20 protein-coding genes are annotated in these 19238 nt (G+C 31.9%); 13 read left to right on the top strand and 7 right to left on the bottom strand.

Annotated features, from left to right (window positions below):
• Window positions 1-76 precede the first annotated feature (76 nt).
• Window positions 77-259: a hypothetical protein gene (locus ABD816_RS02820; protein WP_344924559.1), complete on the bottom strand. Its 183-nt coding sequence runs from the start codon at window positions 257-259 to the stop codon at window positions 77-79.
• 115 nt (window positions 260-374) lie between these two features.
• A complete protein-coding gene (locus ABD816_RS02815) occupies window positions 375-2093 on the bottom strand; it encodes a helix-turn-helix domain-containing protein (RefSeq protein WP_344924557.1) in 1719 nt (572 codons plus the stop codon).
• 276 nt (window positions 2094-2369) lie between these two features.
• On the opposite strand from ABD816_RS02815, the gene ABD816_RS02810 reads away from it, so the two are divergent.
• The 7 genes from ABD816_RS02810 to ABD816_RS02780 all read left to right on the top strand — a co-directional run bounded on the left by ABD816_RS02810 (window position 2370) and on the right by ABD816_RS02780 (window position 8159).
• Entirely contained in the window at window positions 2370-3335 is a 966-nt protein-coding gene (locus ABD816_RS02810) for a helix-turn-helix domain-containing protein (protein WP_344924555.1), read from the top strand.
• Window positions 3336-3557: 222 nt separating this feature from the next.
• Window positions 3558-4175 (top strand): SIMPL domain-containing protein, encoded by a 618-nt coding sequence (locus ABD816_RS02805; protein ID WP_344924553.1) that lies wholly within the window; start codon window positions 3558-3560, stop codon window positions 4173-4175.
• A gap of 79 nt (window positions 4176-4254) precedes the next feature.
• Window positions 4255-4869, top strand: coding sequence for a hypothetical protein (locus ABD816_RS02800; protein ID WP_344924551.1), 615 nt, complete (start codon window positions 4255-4257; stop codon window positions 4867-4869).
• A gap of 272 nt (window positions 4870-5141) precedes the next feature.
• Window positions 5142-5729 carry a hypothetical protein gene (locus ABD816_RS02795; RefSeq protein WP_344924549.1) on the top strand — a complete coding sequence of 196 codons (588 nt, stop codon included), beginning with the start codon at window positions 5142-5144 and terminating at the stop codon, window positions 5727-5729.
• A 112-nt stretch (window positions 5730-5841) separates the two neighbouring features.
• A complete protein-coding gene (locus ABD816_RS02790; protein WP_344924547.1) occupies window positions 5842-6237 on the top strand; it encodes a DUF2721 domain-containing protein in 396 nt (131 codons plus the stop codon).
• Window positions 6238-6278: 41 nt separating this feature from the next.
• On the top strand, window positions 6279-7730 hold the full coding sequence (locus ABD816_RS02785) for an ATP-binding protein (RefSeq protein WP_344924545.1): 1452 nt from the start codon (window positions 6279-6281) through the stop codon (window positions 7728-7730).
• 12 nt (window positions 7731-7742) lie between these two features.
• A complete protein-coding gene (locus tag ABD816_RS02780; RefSeq protein WP_344924543.1) occupies window positions 7743-8159 on the top strand; it encodes a response regulator in 417 nt (138 codons plus the stop codon).
• A gap of 50 nt (window positions 8160-8209) precedes the next feature.
• Here ABD816_RS02780 and pyk read toward each other — a convergent pair whose 3' ends face one another.
• From pyk to ABD816_RS02755, 5 genes are all read right to left on the bottom strand, one after another.
• Window positions 8210-9637, bottom strand: coding sequence for a pyruvate kinase (gene pyk, locus ABD816_RS02775; RefSeq protein ID WP_344924542.1), 1428 nt, complete (start codon window positions 9635-9637; stop codon window positions 8210-8212).
• The gene (locus ABD816_RS02770) at window positions 9637-10131 is read right to left on the bottom strand and encodes an IPExxxVDY family protein (RefSeq protein WP_344924540.1); all 495 of its coding nucleotides are present in this window, start codon (window positions 10129-10131) and stop codon (window positions 9637-9639) included. Before ABD816_RS02770 ends, pyk begins: the two co-directional genes overlap by 1 nt.
• A gap of 190 nt (window positions 10132-10321) precedes the next feature.
• Window positions 10322-11059 carry a ribonuclease III gene (gene rnc / locus ABD816_RS02765; RefSeq protein WP_344924537.1) on the bottom strand — a complete coding sequence of 246 codons (738 nt, stop codon included), beginning with the start codon at window positions 11057-11059 and terminating at the stop codon, window positions 10322-10324.
• 3 nt (window positions 11060-11062) lie between these two features.
• Window positions 11063-12316: a beta-ketoacyl-ACP synthase II gene (gene fabF, locus ABD816_RS02760; RefSeq protein ID WP_344924534.1), complete on the bottom strand. Its 1254-nt coding sequence runs from the start codon at window positions 12314-12316 to the stop codon at window positions 11063-11065.
• Between the two features lie 17 nt (window positions 12317-12333).
• Window positions 12334-12567, bottom strand: a complete 234-nt coding sequence (locus ABD816_RS02755; protein ID WP_027394586.1) for an acyl carrier protein — start codon at window positions 12565-12567, stop codon at window positions 12334-12336.
• 276 nt (window positions 12568-12843) lie between these two features.
• Here ABD816_RS02755 and purN point away from each other — a divergent pair, with 276 nt between their 5' ends.
• The 6 genes from purN (at window position 12844) to ABD816_RS02725 (ending at window position 18994) form a co-directional block, all read left to right on the top strand.
• Window positions 12844-13416 carry a phosphoribosylglycinamide formyltransferase gene (gene purN / locus ABD816_RS02750; RefSeq protein ID WP_344924532.1) on the top strand — a complete coding sequence of 191 codons (573 nt, stop codon included), beginning with the start codon at window positions 12844-12846 and terminating at the stop codon, window positions 13414-13416.
• 156 nt (window positions 13417-13572) lie between these two features.
• A complete protein-coding gene (locus tag ABD816_RS02745) occupies window positions 13573-14208 on the top strand; it encodes a ribonuclease H1 domain-containing protein (RefSeq protein WP_344924531.1) in 636 nt (211 codons plus the stop codon).
• A 337-nt stretch (window positions 14209-14545) separates the two neighbouring features.
• On the top strand, window positions 14546-15121 hold the full coding sequence (locus tag ABD816_RS02740; RefSeq protein WP_344924529.1) for a hypothetical protein: 576 nt from the start codon (window positions 14546-14548) through the stop codon (window positions 15119-15121).
• A 191-nt stretch (window positions 15122-15312) separates the two neighbouring features.
• The gene (locus ABD816_RS02735) at window positions 15313-16239 is read left to right on the top strand and encodes a PfkB family carbohydrate kinase (RefSeq protein ID WP_344924528.1); all 927 of its coding nucleotides are present in this window, start codon (window positions 15313-15315) and stop codon (window positions 16237-16239) included.
• 85 nt (window positions 16240-16324) lie between these two features.
• Window positions 16325-18223 (top strand): amidophosphoribosyltransferase, encoded by a 1899-nt coding sequence (locus ABD816_RS02730; RefSeq protein ID WP_344924527.1) that lies wholly within the window; start codon window positions 16325-16327, stop codon window positions 18221-18223.
• A gap of 585 nt (window positions 18224-18808) precedes the next feature.
• Window positions 18809-18994: a hypothetical protein gene (locus ABD816_RS02725; protein ID WP_344924526.1), complete on the top strand. Its 186-nt coding sequence runs from the start codon at window positions 18809-18811 to the stop codon at window positions 18992-18994.
• Window positions 18995-19238: the final 244 nt, after the last annotated feature.

Genomic DNA, 19238 nt, shown 5'->3' with positions numbered 1-19238 from the left:
AGTAATAAGCTTAAAAAAGAAAATTAATGTGATCCCGTTTTTTAGCGAGATCACATTAATTTTTTAAGATGAATAGCTAATTTCCAAAATTGGTATTTCCGCCAGTATGATTGATGGTGGTTCTTGTAAGAAGATAATAGAAAATACCGTCATCTGGTTGATCTGTTTTCTGTGCACCACCTCTAATAGCTGATGGTTGATCTAGTTTAGAAATTTTAAATTTGTCAATTGTTAGTTTTTTCCCACTTGTTTTTTTCATGATATTACTTTTTTTGTGTTTTCATACACCTAAAAATAATCTAAAAATGTGAAAATAATCTGATAATAAGTCAGTTAATAGTCGAGATTCCGTGAATTTCGATAAAATAAGATATTTAAGATTGCAGTTTTTTTATAAAAAAAGAAGTTTTAATACCTGTAGATTTTTTAAATGCAGATGAAAATGATTCAGCAGTATTAAACCCCATTTCTTCTGCAATTCCTTGTATTGTATAATTTCTTAAAGTTTGGTTTTCTTTGAGTTGCTGCACGGCATAAGTAATCCTGAGGTCGTTAATATAATTTGCAAAATTTTTACCCTTGTGATGGTTTATTACCTTAGATAAGTATTTTGTGTTGGTTTTGATCTCTTTGGCTAATGAGGTTGTATTAATATTCTTTTTTAAGAAATGCTTGTTTTTCTCAAACAATGCAAGTCTGTTTAGGATTTTTTCTACAATATCATCAGCTACTCCGATATCACTTGGTAATTTTTCTTGTAGTGTTTCTTCTGGTTTATCCTTTACAATAAGCTTTTCGTATTTATCTTGGTACGTTTTTCTTTTTACATATTGAATATATAAAAAAGCAATAGTTATGATACTAAGTAGTATGAGAAAAAACACCAATTGATTTAAATTTTTATTATTTCCTTTTAAATCATTGATTAATAATTCTTTATCATTTAGTAATAACGGAGTGTCAAATTCTTTAAATAAGCGAGAAGATACAAAAGAAGTCTCTTTATTAATAATACTATCAAACCGAAGTAATTTATTAATATACTCTAATTGTAATTCTTTTTTATTGCTGGCACGAAACTCATTAATTAAGAATTCATATCCTGCTCGTACTTCAGTAGGGATAATTTGTTCTTTTTGTAGTAAAGAATCTACTCGTAAGAAATGCGATCTGGCAACAACATTATCCTGTTGCAAAAGATGGAGTTTACCCAAATAAAACTCGCCCAATACATGTACCTTTTGATGTTCTGAATTGTTTTTATTTAATATCAAAATACCTTTATTAATACTGTCAGTCGCATTTTTATATTGCTCCTTAAAATATAGATTAATACCTTCATTAATAAGAATTCTACCATAATATCGATCATAATAAGACGGTTTTTGTACCGCTCTTAAAATTGCACTAAAGTTATATACTGATGCAGAATCTAATTGATGGTTGTAACGATATGCCTCTGCTAACGGAATGATTGAGTTGAGATACCTTATTGTATCTGCGTGGTGTTTTGTAATAATATGTGTAAAATTTTCTTTAAAAAGAGGTAGCGCTTCTTCATACTTACCTATGGCTATTTTAATCCTTGCGATATTATGTTTTGTTATAGTAACAAACTCAGTATTTTGTTTTTTTTCTGCTTTTTCTAAAAGTTTTAAATAGCAATCCAATGCGGCTCTAAACTTTCCTTTTCTAAAATAATAAGAACCTTTAAAAGAATAAGCCATAAAAGGGTATCTGCTGTCGTCCAGATCCGTACTTAGGGCAATGGCGTGATCTAGCATTTCTATTTTTTCTGATTCTCCTTTTATATAATAGGATAACATAGTATAGGCTTCTGCCAATTTTATATCATCATCCTCAATAGTCGCTTTTTTAATACAGGTTTGTAAATAGATAATTGACGATAGTGTATCTCGTAATGTCTTTCTATAATTCTTATATACAGTATTATAATCTAATGATTGTAAAGAATCAGGAACTACAAAATCTTTTTGTTGGGCAGTGATGGATGGAGCGCTAAAAATAATTAATAATACAATGAATCTTATAAAAATAGAAGTTAAAAGGCGATATGTAATTTTTAGTTTCAAAGATTTCTACCTATTTATAGTGATATAAATATACTATTTTATGTTTTATAACATTTTGATTATAATTAATTATATATCAGTAATTTATGTTGTAAAATTGATTACGGAATTCTCAGAATATCGATAAACTTTCCTTGCTTTATGCGATGCAATGATAGTACATTTGATACAAGGCAAAAAAACATGCTCTTTATCAATAAGGGTAGAATTGTCATTATTAATAGCTACTAAACAAAAAATAGTAAGAACACTGCAGTTTTTAAACCTTTGCACACAATGATTTTAACTAAAAAAGAATATAGCAAAAGTAATCGACAAAGAGTATTACCAAATTTTGAGGTACTTAGCTTACCATCATTATTTTTGGAAAAAGAACGAAATATCGTTCAGAATACACTACCAGAAACATTAACGATACTTAGCTATTTTGCAACCTCACTTTTTGAGAAAAATAATGTTAGTAATATACTCTGGGATATTGTAGAAAATTGTATTTCGCATCTCCACTTAGAAGACTGTGTTATTTATATGTTTGATAAAGAAAGACAATATCTGATCCAAAAAGCGGCATATGGTAACAAAAATAATGGAGAAAAAAAGATTGTGAGTCCAATTAAAATTAAAGTCGGTAACGGTATTGTTGGACATGTAGCAGCATCTGGAAATTATCAATGTTTTAAAGATGTAACCAGCGATTCTAACTATATAATTGACGATGCTTCCAGAAAATCAGAATTGGCAGTACCCATATTTATGGATGGTACAATTATCGGTGTTTTAGATTCTGAACATTCAGAAAATAATTTTTTTACTAATGAACATATCTTTACATTTCATTTGATAGCAAAACTTACAGAAAAAAAACTTAAGCAAGTTTATGGTAATTATAGTAATTGTAAGGTAACTGAGGATAACCCATATTATAAAGAGCTAGAATTTTTGATGAAGGAAGCTAAAATATATAGAGATCCTAAATTGGGATTAGATAGTGTATCAAAAAAACTTAAAATAAGTAGTAATTATTTATCACAATTAGTCAATAAATTAACAGGCAAAAACTTTGCAGATTATATTAACACATTTAGAGTAGAAGATGCTAAGCTAAAATTAAGAAATATCAATTTTATAAATTACACTATTATTGGCATTGCTCTGGAGGCAGGGTTTAATTCTAAGTCTACGTTTTATAGTGCTTTTAAAAAAATCACTGGAATTTCTCCAAGTGTATATAGAAAAATATAGTAATGTGTCCCGATTCTTTGAAACTCAAGTTTTTTGGACATTCTTTATTGTAATTGATAGTATTTTCCCAAATAATAAGATTAATAAGCGTATAAGGATAATGATTAGGTATAGTCTAATTGCTTTTCATTGCTTATAGGGTCCTCATTACCGAACTTAATTTGATTAAAGTAATGAGGATTCTTTTGAATTTATAGAATACAATTTTTAAAATAAATAAATATGAACGTAGTTAGAAAAGTAAGCACCACATTATTATTAATATGTCTTATTCCTGTTTTTGGTCAAGAACAAAAGAATACAATTACGGTCACAGGGGAATGTATTAAAAATATCGAAATAGAAAAATTTATTGTTAATGTTGAATTTAATGAGATTGTAGCAGATGCATATCAAAATTTAGAAGCTCAAAGTTTAAAAGAACTACAATTACAATTTAGTACTATGCTACAAAAGCAAGGTATAAATTTTGATAAATTCGAAGAGAAAAAACTATATAGAATTACTTCTGGTCAATATAGAACAGCATCTTATTTCTTTTATGCAACAAGTGCTGTAGAAGAGGTAGAAAAAATAGTAAGTATTAAAATGAAAGGTCTTAGAAATACATGGGTAGATGTAGTAGCAAAAGAAAAAACAAATCAAGAATTAGCCGAATTGCATAAAAGAGCTTTAGCTGATGCTCAAGAAAGAGCCTTATTAATAGCTAATGTGTCAAATAAAAAAATTGGTAATATAACGTATATTGAAGATGTAAATTATAAATATCAATATATCAGTTCTTCTAAAGAAAAGGAGCCTGCAAAATATTATATAAAAGTAACATTTGGCTTAGAATAGAATGATAATAAAACACTTTGTAGTGTATTTTTGCAATTCGTTTATATAAATCCAGACACTGATAATATACAATAATACTATGTATAAAATACTCCTAATATATTTAACAATTGTAGGCCTTATTTTTTGTAATAATACCTGTGCTCAAAGTGAAAAACATTTTAAACAAATAATTACTAAAGCTTCAAAAGTATCAGATACACTTAGTGTAGGTTATACATATTGGTGGACACAATCAGGACCTTTTATTGGTTATTGTGGAGAACAGTATGGATTCGTTTTTCTAGGAACAATTCAGCAGATTGATCATACCGTTCAGAATGATAAAAGTATCCATCCTTCTCAGAAAGGTAGTATTAAAATAGATGAAGTACTTGTCGCCAGAGATTTAAAAAAGAATCGTTATAGCAAACAAAAGGTGATGGTTTCGGATTGTTTTTATGAACAAGATTTAAGAGAAGGAGATCAGGTACTTGTTTTCTGCTATGAGTATGAGGAAAATTATAGTATACCAGGGCGAAAATCACTTCTAAAAGTAAATGGAAATAAGGATCCGTTGATACAGGTCATAAAAAGATATATCCTGTCAGGTCAAGATGCGCTTATGCTAAAGGAGGAGATGGATCTCTGGAAACTCCACGATTTAGAAACCGAGGCACTGCAATTAATAAGGTGTAAAGAAGCAAAAAACTGAATTATAGCTTTTTTAATCAATAGAATTCCACGGGGCTCTGGCTCGAGTGTAGTGCATAGAATCAGGATAAGGGAGTCTTGTTTCAAGATTCTTGTAAGGAAGCGGTCTTATTTTGAATACCTCTTACCTTGGTGGGGTCAAGGTAGTTCATTTGAAAAATATAGGTAAACCCCCCAGAAAATGTCCGGATTCTTTGAGATTAAATTTTTTCGGACATTGTATTTTCTAGCTCTTCATAGGTTTGTGTCATTAATTTTTTAAAAAACAAAACAATGAAAGCAAGAACAAATTTAGTAAGAAAGATTTTAGTTGTAATGATGGTATCGGCTATGTTATTTTCCTGTTCTGATGGAGAAGATGGAGCTATAGGACCCGCTGGTCAGGATGGGACTGATGGCATTAATGGAATTGATGGAGAAGATGGTGTTGATGGAACGGATGGCGAAACAGGGACAGCCAATGTAATTTATTCTGATTGGATCGATTCTGAATTTGATGAGGATATTACTGATGGATTTGATTCATTTAGTATTTCTGCACCAGAATTAACTCAGGAATTGATTGATTCAGGAACGTTATTGGTGTACGGAAGAATTGATAATGGTACAGTATACCAAATTCCTTTAGTACTTTATGGAAACATAAATGAAAGTTATTTTGTTAGAATTATTGAACCTGGCTCTTTTAATATTGGGGTAGAAGGTGTGGTATCTGATAATATAGGAACTCCTTTTTTTAATGACACTTTTAGATATATACTAATTCCGGGAGAAACTACTGCAACCGCTAATAAGTCAGCACAAGACTATACATCTATGTCTTATAATGAGATAGCCAAACTATTTAATATTCCCAAATAGTGTGTAGTAGTAATCAAAATAATTAGGATAACATATCTCTAGCGAATAGTAAATTCAATGTTACTATTCGCTGTTTTTTTAAGTACATTAGTAACCATTAAACAGAATGGTTATGACACTTACGATGAGTATCCCAGCATTATTATTTCCTGCAATATCATTAACAATGCTTGCTTATAACGCCAGATATCTTGCTATTGCAGGGCTAGTTCGTCAATTATACAATGAACATGTAGCAAGTCCATCACCCAATATTGTATTACAAATAAAAAACTTAAGAAAACGTTTATGGCTCATAAGAAATATGCAGGCAATAGCTATACTGAGTTTCCTTACTAGTGTTATAACAATGTTTTTGTTATATGTCGAACATAATAATTTAGCAAACCTCATATTTGGTATAAGTCTTCTATGCCTGATGATCTCTCTTATTTTATCCTTTATTGAAGTTCAGATTTCTACAAAAGCACTAGCGATACGACTAGATAGCATACAGAAAAACGAATAGAAATTCTTATATTGTTAGAATGATTCGTAAAATAATTTTTGATGCTTAAAAATGAGCTTTTTAATAATGTAATGCAAGATTTCAATGCGGGATATTGGGAATTGCTCATCAATCCATATGGTGAAAACTGGTCAGATTTGTTTTATGAAACTCTTGGATATATCAAAAATGATAAGGAATCCAATTTAGATTATTTTTTGGAACATTTGATTCATAAAGATGATAAAGATGTTTTTAGAGACAACTTTCTTAATTACAGAAAGAATTCTGTAAATTTTAAACAACACATCAAAATTCGTACGAATCAAGATGTTTACCAGTTGTTTAGATGTGCTACGAATGATACACTGCCGGTAGACATAAAATCAGAAACGAAATATGTCTTTTTTTTTGAAATTAAACTGGAGCCGGATAAAACCTTAAAAAAAGATAATTTTTATTACAAAGAGACGGCGCAGATGACTGCTACAGGCAGTTGGTATGTTGACTTCAATAAAAAACAAAGTTACTGGGATTTTGAAACCTATAGAATACTAGAATATCCAGAAGATTATATTCCTTCCTTAAAAGATTCGGCTAATTATTATGCAGAGGACTATCAGCAACTTGCAGCAGAATGTTTTTTTAATTGTGCTATGGCAGGTACACCATTTAATACAGAAATTAAAATGGTAACGGCTAATAAACGGGAGTTCTGGGCAAAAGCTATTGGAAAACCAATGTATAATGATAATAAAGAGATTGTAGGTATACGTGGCGTTTTTCAGGACATTAACGAAAGCAAAAAAAAAGAAGAAGGCTTGCAGAAATCAGTTGATATTATAGCTGCTCAAAACTCAAGACTTTTTAATTTTGCGCATATTGTATCCCATAATTTGCGATCCCATACCAGTAATCTATCTTTATTAGTACAGTTGATAGAGGATATTGATGACCCAAAAGAAAAAGAAGAGCTTATTAGTGAGGTAAAGACGATTTCTTCTAATCTAAATACAACGATAGAACATCTTAATGAGATTGTAACCATACAAACCAATAATAAACAAGAACGATTGCCTGTAAAGTTTAATGAAGCATTACAATTGGTAATCAATGGGATTAGTCATATGATTCATCAGAGCCAATCTCAGATACGTGCAGATTTTAGTGAGTTAGAAGAAATTAGATATATACCTGCATATCTAGAAAGTATTTTATTGAATTTGATTACGAATGCCATAAAATACAAGCATGAGAATCGATTTCCCATAATAACTATCAAAAGTTATAAGGAGAAAGGTAATAAGTTTTTAAAAATAATGGATAACGGAAGAGGAATAGATATGGCACTGTTTAAGGATAAGATTTTTGGGATGTATAAGACATTTCATTATAATGAAGATGCTGTAGGTATAGGATTATTTATTACAAAAAATCAGGTAGAATCTTTGGATGGAATAATTACAGTAGAAAGTCAGGTAGGTAAAGGAACTACTTTCATCATACAATTTTAAAAAATATAGTTCATGGGTGATAAAATAGAGTTAGCCTGCATCATTGATGATGATAGTGTATATGTAAGACTTATAAAACGTATTATAAAGGCAAAACATTTGTGTAAGAACGTGTTAGTTTTTGAAAATGGTAAAGAAGCATTAGTTTATTTTGAAACGATTTTACAAAACATAGAAGAACAACGTATTCCTGAAATCATTTTTTTGGATCTTAATATGCCTATGATGGATGGATGGGAGTTTATGGAAGAATTTACAAAGATTAAGAACCAGTTTAATAAAATAATCACTTTGTATATAGTAAGTTCCTCAATTAATCCAGCAGATATAAATAAAGCTAAAAGTTTAAACGGTGTAACTGATTATTTAATAAAGCCAGTAACTATTAAAGATTTAGAATCTATTTTTGGCGCTATTGAAAACAAGTAAGCCCTTTTTATAAAGGGCCTACTTGTGGTTGTTTTTGTATGAAATTGATTTTATGTTTGTGAAACCCTTAATGTATTGACCATTCCTTTTTCAGCTACTGGCATAGCAGCAAGATTAATCAACATATCACCTTTACCTACAAATCCACGCTCAAGAGCAAGATTATTTACATCATCAACTGTTTCATCAGTACTTACATATTTATCATAGTAGAATACAGTAACTCCCCATAGAAGACTTAATTGAGAAAGTATTCTGGTATTGCTTGTAAAAACAAGAATATGTGCTTCTGGTCTCCAGGCGGATATCTGGAAAGCAGTATATCCACTATTAGTTAATGTACAGATAGCCTTTGCATCTATATCATTAGCCATATGCGCAGCGTGATAACAAATAGATTTAGTAATAAATCGCTTAGTCCTGATATGCGGTGGGTTTTGCGGGACTTTTATGAGATCAGAATGTTCTACACTTTTTATGATCTTTGACATAGTTTCGATCACTTGTACCGGATACTTACCTACAGAAGTTTCTCCGGATAGCATCACAGCATCAGCACCATCCATCACAGAATTAGCAACATCATTTACCTCTGCTCGTGTAGGGGTGAGGCTATCGATCATCGTTTCCATCATCTGTGTTGCGATAATTACCGGGATTCTGGCAGTTTTGGCCTTTAGAACTAGTTTCTTTTGTATTAAAGGTACTTCCTGAGCAGGAATTTCAACGCCCAGGTCACCTCTGGCAACCATTAAACCGTCACAATAAGCAACAATTTTATCAATATTTTCTACACCTTCTGGTTTTTCAATTTTAGCAACAATAGGAATTTTATATTCGCTATGCTTTTTGATAAGCTCTTGTAGCTCCATTAGATCTTCAGCATGACGTACAAAAGATAATGCTATCCAATCTACCTGAAGGCTACACGCAAAAATAGCATCCTTTACATCTTTTTCAGTCAGTGCAGGTAAGGATATATTCGTATTAGGCAGGTTTACCCCTTTTTTTGATTTTAAAGGACCTCCCTGAATTACTTTAGTAGTAACGGTATCTTTACCATTAGAGGAAATTACTTCAAAGATTAACTTCCCGTCATCAAGTAAAATACGCTCACCTGTTTTAACGTCTTTAGGAAAGTTTTCATAATTCATGTATACTCTTTCCGTAGTTCCCTCAAAAGGGGTTCCTGTTACAAAATCGATAGTTTCACCATCAGTGGCAACAATATCACCTTTCATAACCCCAACTCTTAATTTAGGTCCTTGCAAATCCCCTAATATAGCTGCATTATACCCGTGTTCTTTATTAAGATTACGGATCATCTTCACACGTTCTTTTACATCTTCATAATCAGCGTGAGAAAAGTTTATTCTAAACACATTTACACCTGCATCAAGCATTTTCTTTAAAACAGCCTTTGTGCTGGTTGCAGGTCCTAGTGTTGCCACTATTTTAGTCTTTTTACGTTTTGGCATTATTCGAATATTAAATTGTTCTTTGATTTAAGTTGTGTGTAATCTACAACATAAGCTGTCAGTACCTGCGGTATAGTAAGTAACTGATTAGCTAGTGATTTTCCCGAAAATTGAGAAGTTTCTGTTTCTATCTTAAGAAAGTAATCTACCTTTCTCATTTCAGGAATCAGATATTTAGTAATATGCATATCATCGTTTGATGATTCAAATAATCTATCCTCTGATGTAGCATCTAATTGTATGATTACTTTGCATTGATTCCCCAAAAGATTATAGGTATTATAATGAAAATGGTCTTCATATTGAAATAACGGATAATTAGCCGTAACATCACCATATTCAAAGTTTATATCTTCTTTTTTTCTGTAAAGATGCAGGTCCAAATAGGTGTTCAACAGAAAAGCGACTCTATAAGGAGCTAATGAACAATGAATAGCAATCAATTCATAATCATCCTCCGTAATGGTCTCTAAAACTAATCGTTGGGTAGCCATTAGAATTTACATTTTTTCAGAATTCACGTGAAATATACAAATAAAAACTCCGTAGAAGTTTAATAAAACATAAAGATATTATACGAAAACGATTGCGTTCATATCTTTTATACAAAGAAAGCAGAATCTGTTGATGTAATAAAGAAGTTACAATCCAGTACGCATCTTTCTAAAAAAATAAGGAAATATGTTACGCAGTATCTATTTTTGATTGTAAGGCGAAAAAAGCACGTTTTGATGCTTTTTCTTCTGCTTTTTTCTTAGAAGTAGCTCTTGCTTTTGCTACTACTTTTTCATCAATCCAGAGTTTTACAGCAAAATGTTTCATTTCATCTTTTCCGGTATCCTCATAGATTTCAAAATTGAAATCTTTTTTTTCTTTTTGGCACCATTCTATTAACAAACTTTTATAGCTAATTACTTGCCCCTCCAGACTTTCAATATCTACATAAGGATTGATAACAGCTTCGTGTATAAACCTTTCGCAATAAGAGAAACCTCTATCCAGATAAATTGCTCCAATTAATGCTTCAAACAGGTTACCATGAATGTTGATACCGAACTGTGATTTTGGTATATTAGTGCGAACTAATTCGATAAGTTTAAGATCTTTTCCCAGTTCATTGAGATGTTTTCTACTCACTACTTTGGCTCTCATTTTTGTAAGATAGCCTTCATTGCCTTCTGGAACTTCACGGAATAAGTGAGCTGCAATAATACTGCTTAACATCGCATCGCCCAAAAATTCTAATCGTTCATAGTTAATAGCATTTCCCTTTTTATCTTTTAGATTAAGGGATCTGTGTGTAAATGCTTTTTCATATACAGCGATTGCTTTAGGCTTAAACCCCAGTATATTTTGAATTTTAGAAAAAAAATTCCCGGTCTTGTCAGAACGGGAACTTAATATTTTTCGAATAACACTCATATATTATTCGTCTAGTTTTTTAAACAACACACAAGCATTGTGTCCGCCGAATCCAAATGTATTACTCATCGCATATGTAATCTCACGTTTTTGCGCTTTGTTTAATGTCAAATTTAACGAAGGGTCTATGTTTTCATCCACAGTAGTGTGATTGATTGTTGGAGGAACCAAACCGTGTTGCATAGATAAAATAGAAGCAATTGCCTCTATAGCTCCAGCAGCACCAAGTAAGTGACCCGTCATAGATTTTGTTGAATTGATATTGATATTAGGTGCGTGATCTCCAAAAACTTTAGTAATCGCTTTTAATTCTGCAACATCTCCTAATGGTGTGGAGGTGCCGTGTGTATTAATAGCGTGTACTTCTTCTGGTTGTACACCTGCATCTTTTAAACAATTATGCATGACACGTTCTACCCCTATACCATCCGGATGAGGTGCTGTCATATGATATGCATCACTAGACATTCCGCCTCCTACGACTTCGGCATAAATTTTGGCACCACGTGCTTTTGCGTGTTCATACTCTTCAAGAACTAATGCTCCTCCACCTTCACCCAGAACGAAACCATCTCTGGTCGCATCAAAAGGTCTTGAGGCAGTTTCTGCACTTTCATTTCTTGTTGATAAGGCATGCATGGCGTTAAATCCACCCATACCAGCGATCGTTACTGCTGCTTCGCTTCCTCCTGTAATGATGATATCACAATGACCTAAACGAATATAGTTTAGTGCATCAATCATAGCATTGGCAGAAGATGCACAAGCAGAAACTGTCGTATAGTTAGGTCCCATAAAACCATTTCGAATAGAAATATGTCCGGGAGCAATATCAGCAATCATTTTGGGTATAAAAAATGGATTGAAACGAGGGGTTCCATCACCATTAGCATAATCCAATACTTCTTGCTGGAATGTTTCGATTCCTCCAATTCCTGCTCCCCAGATAACACCTACTCTAAATTTGTCAACTGCTTCTGGATCAAATCCAGCGTCTTTTATAGCCTCTTCTGAAGAGACAATAGCAAACTGTGCAAATTTATCAAGTTTACGTGCTTCTTTTCTGTCAAAATAATCTAAAGGATTGTAATTTTTGACTTCGCAAGCGAATTTTGTCTTGAACTTTTCGGTGTCAAAATACGTGATAGGAGCGCAACCGCTCTTACCGTTTATTAATCCATCCCAATATTCATCAATATTGTTACCTATAGGTGTCAGTGCACCTAGCCCTGTGACTACAACTCGCTTAAGACTCATACTTTGTGGTGAAGTTTTTACTTTGCGTCTTCAATATAAGATATTGCTTGACCTACCGTTGCAATGTTTTCCGCTTGATCATCAGGAATCTGAATATCAAATTCTTTTTCGAATTCCATAATCAATTCTACAGTGTCTAAGGAATCAGCGCCTAGATCGTTTGTGAAGCTAGCTTCAGTTACAACCTCGTTCTCGTCTACTCCTAATTTGTCAACGATTATCGCTTTTACTCTTGATGCAATGTCTGACATAATGTTTAATTTTAATTTTTTAATTAGGTGGCAAAAATAAAAAACTTTATTTTAAAACCCCACAATCCGCTAAAAATGTATTTGTATTTTATCAAATATATGGAAGTATTGCGTTTTTGCTACCTAAAATGAATAATAATAATAATTTTTGTGTTTAATTTAGCCTTTAACAATTCTAAACATATAGGAATTAAGTCCTGCTAATTAAGTTTATATTGTTTTGAGTTATTCGTGGTGATTTTTATATGACTCATAAAAAATAATAAATATAATCAGATGAAACGTATTATAATTTTTGCTTCCGGCTCCGGAACGAATGCCGAAAATATAATTAAATATTTCCTTGAGAAAAAAAATGCTCAGGTTACACATGTGTTTTCTAACAACCTACGTGCCAAAGTATTAAAGAGAGCTAATTCTCTAGGAGTAAAGGCTTTACATTTTGACAAAGAGTCGTTTTATCATACTAATGAAGTGCTGAATATCCTACTTGATGCCAAACCTGACGTAATCATCCTTGCAGGATTTTTATGGATATTTCCTAAAAAAATCATTGACGCTTTTCCTAATAGTGTGATTAACATACATCCAGCTTTATTACCTAAATATGGGGGTAAAGGAATGTATGGAGATCATGTACATAAAGCTGTAATTAGAAACAAGGAAAAGGAAAGCGGTATTACTATTCATTATGTAAATGAACATTATGATGAAGGAGCTATTATATTTCAAGCAACAACTCCTATTGCGATGACTGATACAGCGGCTGATGTTGCTGAGAATATCCATGCCTTAGAATATAAACACTTTCCTATCGTTATAGAAAAAGTGTTGTTTCCAAAAAGCTAATATAGTATCTACTATAAGGTATAGAATAAAAAGCGTCACTTAAAAATGTGATATATCAGTTAGAAAATGATGGTGGTTTCTTTTCTGCCAAAGATGAAAAAGGCGACTATCTTTTGTAAATCTTTCATTAAACAACGATTAAGGATCAATTAGAATATGGCAAAGAAAAAAAAGTTTTATGTGGTCTGGCAGGGACATGAGCCTGGGATTTATAATACTTGGGCAGATTGTCAGGTTGCTGTAAAAGGATACGCAGGAGCAAAATTTAAATCTTTTGAAACGCTTGCCATAGCAAAAAAAGCTTTTAATGGTAATTATGAAGATTATAAAGAAACTGCAAAGTCTAAAAGTGTACTTACAAAGGCGCAATTAGATAAAATAGGGGAACCTAATTTATATTCTATTGCTGTAGATGCCGCTTCTAGTGGTAATCCGGGTATTATGGAGTATAGAGGAGTGGATACACAGACAAAGAAACAATTATTTCATCAGGGACCATTTCCACAAGGAACTAATAATATAGGAGAGTTTCTGGCACTGGTTCACGGGCTAGCTTACCTAAAAAAGAAGGGCAGTGATCGCATTTTATATACAGATTCTAAAATAGCGATGAGTTGGGTGAAGAAAAAAACATGTAAAACTAAACTTCAGCGAACGGCTAAGAACAGCAAAATGTTTGAGTTAGTAGATCGTGGCATTGATTGGCTTAAAAAAAATACGTATACCACAACCATTGTAAAATGGGAAACCAAAGCCTGGGGAGAGATTCCGGCAGATTTTGGAAGGAAGTAAATATAATTTGCAATAAAAAGTATTGGAATTTATAGTTCCTAGATGCCACAGATTATAGAAGACTGTGAGGTATGGTTTTAATAGTATATGAAAAATTCTTTCATTATCTAGTCTTTATCTTACAACCTAACTTATTGTAATTGAGTAATTTTAAAATAGTAATATCATTATGAGATTATAAAAACTTCCTTAAGATTGTATTGTTATATTAGATTTTGAATGAGTTATAATAATATTCCACTTAAATTTTTAGCGATTAATTATATAGTCTAGCTGTAGACCGAATAAGCGGTCAATTTAAATATTAATAGATATTATAAAAAAGCATACATAAATAATGGTTATAAGAACTTTAATTTTTCTACTTATGTTGTCATCTTGTAAGTTTAATAAGAGTGACAAAAGAGTAAATAAGTCAACAATCATAGCTGAAATAGAAAATTTAAAAACAGAAGAAGAAAAACAATCATTTTTAGAAAATATTTATGAAAGAGATCAAGATATAAGAAATGAGTTAACAAATGTGTTATCCTCTTTTAGTCAAAAAAGTGAAGAATATGATCAGTTTTTATTAAAAATGATAGAAATTGATAATTCAAATTTAGAAAAAATCAAACAATATTTAATTGCACATGGTCACCCTTCAATGAAATTACATAGTGAAAAAGCCTGTGCAACTCCTTGTCTGGTCATACATCATGCAATTAAAATGAAACCCAGAGAAGAATTGTTTTCTTATTTATATAAAGGTTATATACAAGGAGATATAAAACCTGGTGCTTTTTCATTATATCTCAATAGATTTCACGAAAAGAAATTTGGTAATCGCTATAAAATGTCAAATCCTTACAGAGAAGAAGATCTTATCCAAAATTTAATTGAAAAATTGGGTTTGATGATTATAACAAATTGATAGAAACCAAAAAGCCTTTATAAAGAAAGAAATCTTATATTAAGTTTTATTATTATCAATTTGTAGTTACTGTTGTTTACGATCATCTTCATCAATAAATATTCCTAAGAAAAATCAAATCTTTTAACAATTCATTTAGTTTGTGATTTGGAATTTCAAAAGCTTATCTTTGCAAAAAAAAGTGCTTATTTATGAGTAAATTACTTATCGTAGGTTCCGTAGCTTTTGATGCTATAGAAACACCTTTTGGCAAAACAGATAAAATTCTAGGAGGAGCAGCTCCTTATATTGCCTTATCAGCATCTCAATTTGATATTGAATCTGCTATTATATCTATTATAGGAGATGATTTTCCTGAGGAATATCTGGAAATGCTTAGATCAAGAAATGTTGATACCTCTGCAATAGAACGCGTAGAAGGTGGAAAAACATTTTTCTGGAGAGGTAAATATCATAATGATATGAATTCCAGAGATACACTCGAAACTCAATTAAATGTATTAGGTGATTTTAATCCGATCGTTCCGGATGCGTACAAGAATGTAGATATCGTTATGTTAGGTAATTTACATCCACTAGTTCAATTAGGTGTATTAGAACAAATGACTACTAAGCCCAAGCTGGCGGTATTAGATACGATGAACTTCTGGATGGATAACGCACTGGAAGACTTAAAAAAAGTAATAGCTCACGTAGATGTTATTACTATCAATGATGAAGAGGCCAGACAACTTAGTGGGGAATATTCTTTAGTAAAAGCAGCAAGAGTTATTGAAGATATGGGACCGGCATATATTGTGATTAAAAAAGGAGAACATGGAGCATTTTTGTTTCATAAAGGTCAGGTATTCTTTGCTCCCGCTTTACCGTTAGAAGAAGTTTTTGACCCTACGGGAGCTGGTGATACATTTGCAGGAGGATTCACAGGATATCTTGCTAAAACGGAAGACCTCTCTTTTGAAAACATGAAAAAAGCGATTATTCATGCTTCTAATTTAGCATCATTTAGTGTTGAGAAATTTGGTACAGAAAGAATGCAGCATTTGGAGAAAGAAGAAGTTCAAAAAAGATTGTATCAGTTTAAGGAGCTGACACAATTCGAAATAGAATTATCATAATTATAAAAGCAGCCCTGTTTCTAACGAAATAAGGGCTTTTTTAATACAATACAAATAACAACAACACAACAATTTTTGGAATATAATGAGTGATGCTTTAAAACACGAATGCGGAATTGCATTCATTCGACTTTTAAAACCATTAGAGTATTATAAGGAGAAATACGGAAGTGCATTTTATGGAGTAAATAAGATGTATCTGATGATGGAAAAGCAGCATAATCGTGGACAAGATGGAGCCGGATTTGCTAGTATTAAATTAGATACTGTTCCTGGACAACGCTATATCAGCAGGGTTCGTTCTTGTGAATCTCAACCTATTCAGGATATTTTTTCGCAGATTAACGACAGAATTAATCATGAGTTAGTCGCTAATCCAGAATATGCAGATGATGTAGAATTACAGAAAAAGAACATACCTTATATAGGAGAGGTGTTGTTGGGACATGTACGATATGGAACATTTGGTAAAAATAGTGTAGAGAGTGTACATCCTTTTTTAAGACAAAACAATTGGATGCATCGTAATCTTATTGTGGCTGGTAACTTTAATATGACAAATAACAATGTGTTATTTGATAATTTGATCCGATTAGGACAGCATCCTAAAGATAAAGTGGATACAGTTACAGTCATGGAAAAAATCGGACATTTCTTAGATTCTGAAGTAGCAAAGCTCTATAAAAGCCTTAAAAAAGAAGGATTTAGTAAAGTAGACGCTTCTCCAGAGATTGCAAAAAGATTAAACGTTGCCAAAATCCTTAAAAAATCATCAAGAGACTGGGATGGAGGATATACGATGGCAGGTATGTTAGGGCATGGTGATGCTTTTGTTCTTAGGGATCCGGCAGGGATAAGACCGGCATACTATTATCAGGATGATGAGGTAGTAGTTGTTGCTTCAGAACGACCGGTAATACAAACAGTGTTTAATGTTTCGTTTGATGATATTGTAGAATTAGATCCGGGAAAAGCTATTATAGTAAAGAAGGATGGTACAACATCTATAAAAAGAATTCTAACTTCGTTAGAGAGAAAAGCCTGTTCTTTTGAGCGGATTTATTTTTCCAGAGGAAGTGATGCAGAAATTTATAAGGAAAGAAAAAAACTGGGTAAATTGATTATGCCACAGGTCTTAAAAGAAATAGCACACGATACTGTAAATACAGTTTTTTCTTTTATTCCCAATACAGCAGAGACTTCTTTTTATGGAATGGTAGAAGCTGCTCAAGACGAATTAAATAAACAAAAAACGGAAACTATATTAGCAGAGAAGGATTCCTTAACAGATGAACGGCTATCGCAAATACTATCATCCAGGTTAAGAACAGAAAAGTTAGCCATAAAGGATGCTAAACTCCGCACATTTATTACAGAAGACAGTAGTAGAGATGATCTGGTCGCTCACGTATATGATGTGACTTATGGTGTGGTAAAGAGAGAAGATAATCTGGTCATTATTGATGATAGTATTGTAAGGGGTACTACATTAAAGAAAAGCATTATCAAGATGTTGGATCGGTTAAAGCCTAAAAAGATTGTAGTGGTTTCTTCTGCTCCTCAAATCAGATATCCTGATTGTTATGGAATTGACATGGCTAATATGGAAGGGTTAATAGCATTTAAGGCAGCATTAGAATTGCTTAAAGAAGACGGCAATTATGATCTTGTAGAGCAGGTGTATGAAAAGTGTAAAGCACAGGAGCATCTGGAGGATAAAGATGTTAAGAATTTTGTAAAAGAAATTTATGATGGATTCGAAGATCAGGAAATTAGTGATAAAATTGCTGAGTTACTAGGTGATGATACGGTAAATGCAGAAATTAAAATTATTTATCAAACGGTTGACAACCTACATATAGCTTGTCCAAAAAACTTAGGAGACTGGTATTTTACTGGTGATTACCCAACTGTGGGAGGAAATCGGGTTGTGAATAAAGCTTTTATTAATTTTTATGAAGGAATACACGAGAGGGCATACTAAAAAAATAAAAAACCAACACGTTAAAAAAAGTTAATTTGTGTAGTTCAACAATTATTCTGACCTTTCATCTAAAACATTTTTTCACTATGAAATAACGCTTTATATTAGCAGAGCCATAGCATAAGTAGGTTAAGTTCATGGTAGATTTGGGGCAAAAAAAGGTGGACTTTCCACCTTTTTTTATTTTATAATAGTTCGTAAAAATATAAATTTTATTAATATACTCTTAGCATCAGCCAGATGTTTTTTGTTACCCCTTATTTTATCATAGGTTGCTTATTATTGGAATTTTTAATGAATACATATAGCAAGATCCAATCACACATTTTGGTTTTCTTTTCTGGTCACTTCTGATTTCGTTATTTTCTTTATCCAAAGCTTATTTATAGGTGTTAATTTCTTAAAAGAATATTTAAGAATTACTTTACTCACTGTTTTTGCAGTTCTTTCTTTATTGTTTATTTCCTGGGGAGGAGATAATGCTGCTGATATTGCCTTAAACAATTTAAGTTCAGAAAAACAGATACTATCTTTTACTTTAGAAGCGCAAATGATGTAGATATACTAGGTATCGAATTAAGGAATGTGAATAACACTGAAATTATAGCGTGTGAAACATTTGATGGTTCTTATAATCTAACTCCAACTCAAAAATATATTGCGTACACTCCCAAAACTGCGTTAACTGAAAATGATGACTATGCAGTTTATGGTATTCTAGCAGATGGAACTAAGATTGATTGCAGAAAAACCGTAAGCTATAATCTATAAGCGCAGTGGTTTAAAAATTAAAAGAGGCTGTCTAAAAAGGCAGTCTTTTTTTTGTATAAAATTTCGGTTATTTGTAAATTTAGATTATGAGTCGCAAAGTAATCTTCAAGACTTACGATCAAGATCAGTTAAGTCTTTTACCACCTAGTTACGATGATTTAGTTCCAGCCAATCATCCTGTTCGTATTGTCAATACCATTATAGATTCCTTAGATATATCAGTTTTAGAGCAGGGTTATAAAGG

Source organism: Aquimarina addita (genome assembly GCF_039539305.1).
Classification (GTDB): domain Bacteria; phylum Bacteroidota; class Bacteroidia; order Flavobacteriales; family Flavobacteriaceae; genus Aquimarina; species Aquimarina addita.
This window is presented reverse-complemented; position numbering and strand designations above follow the sequence as displayed.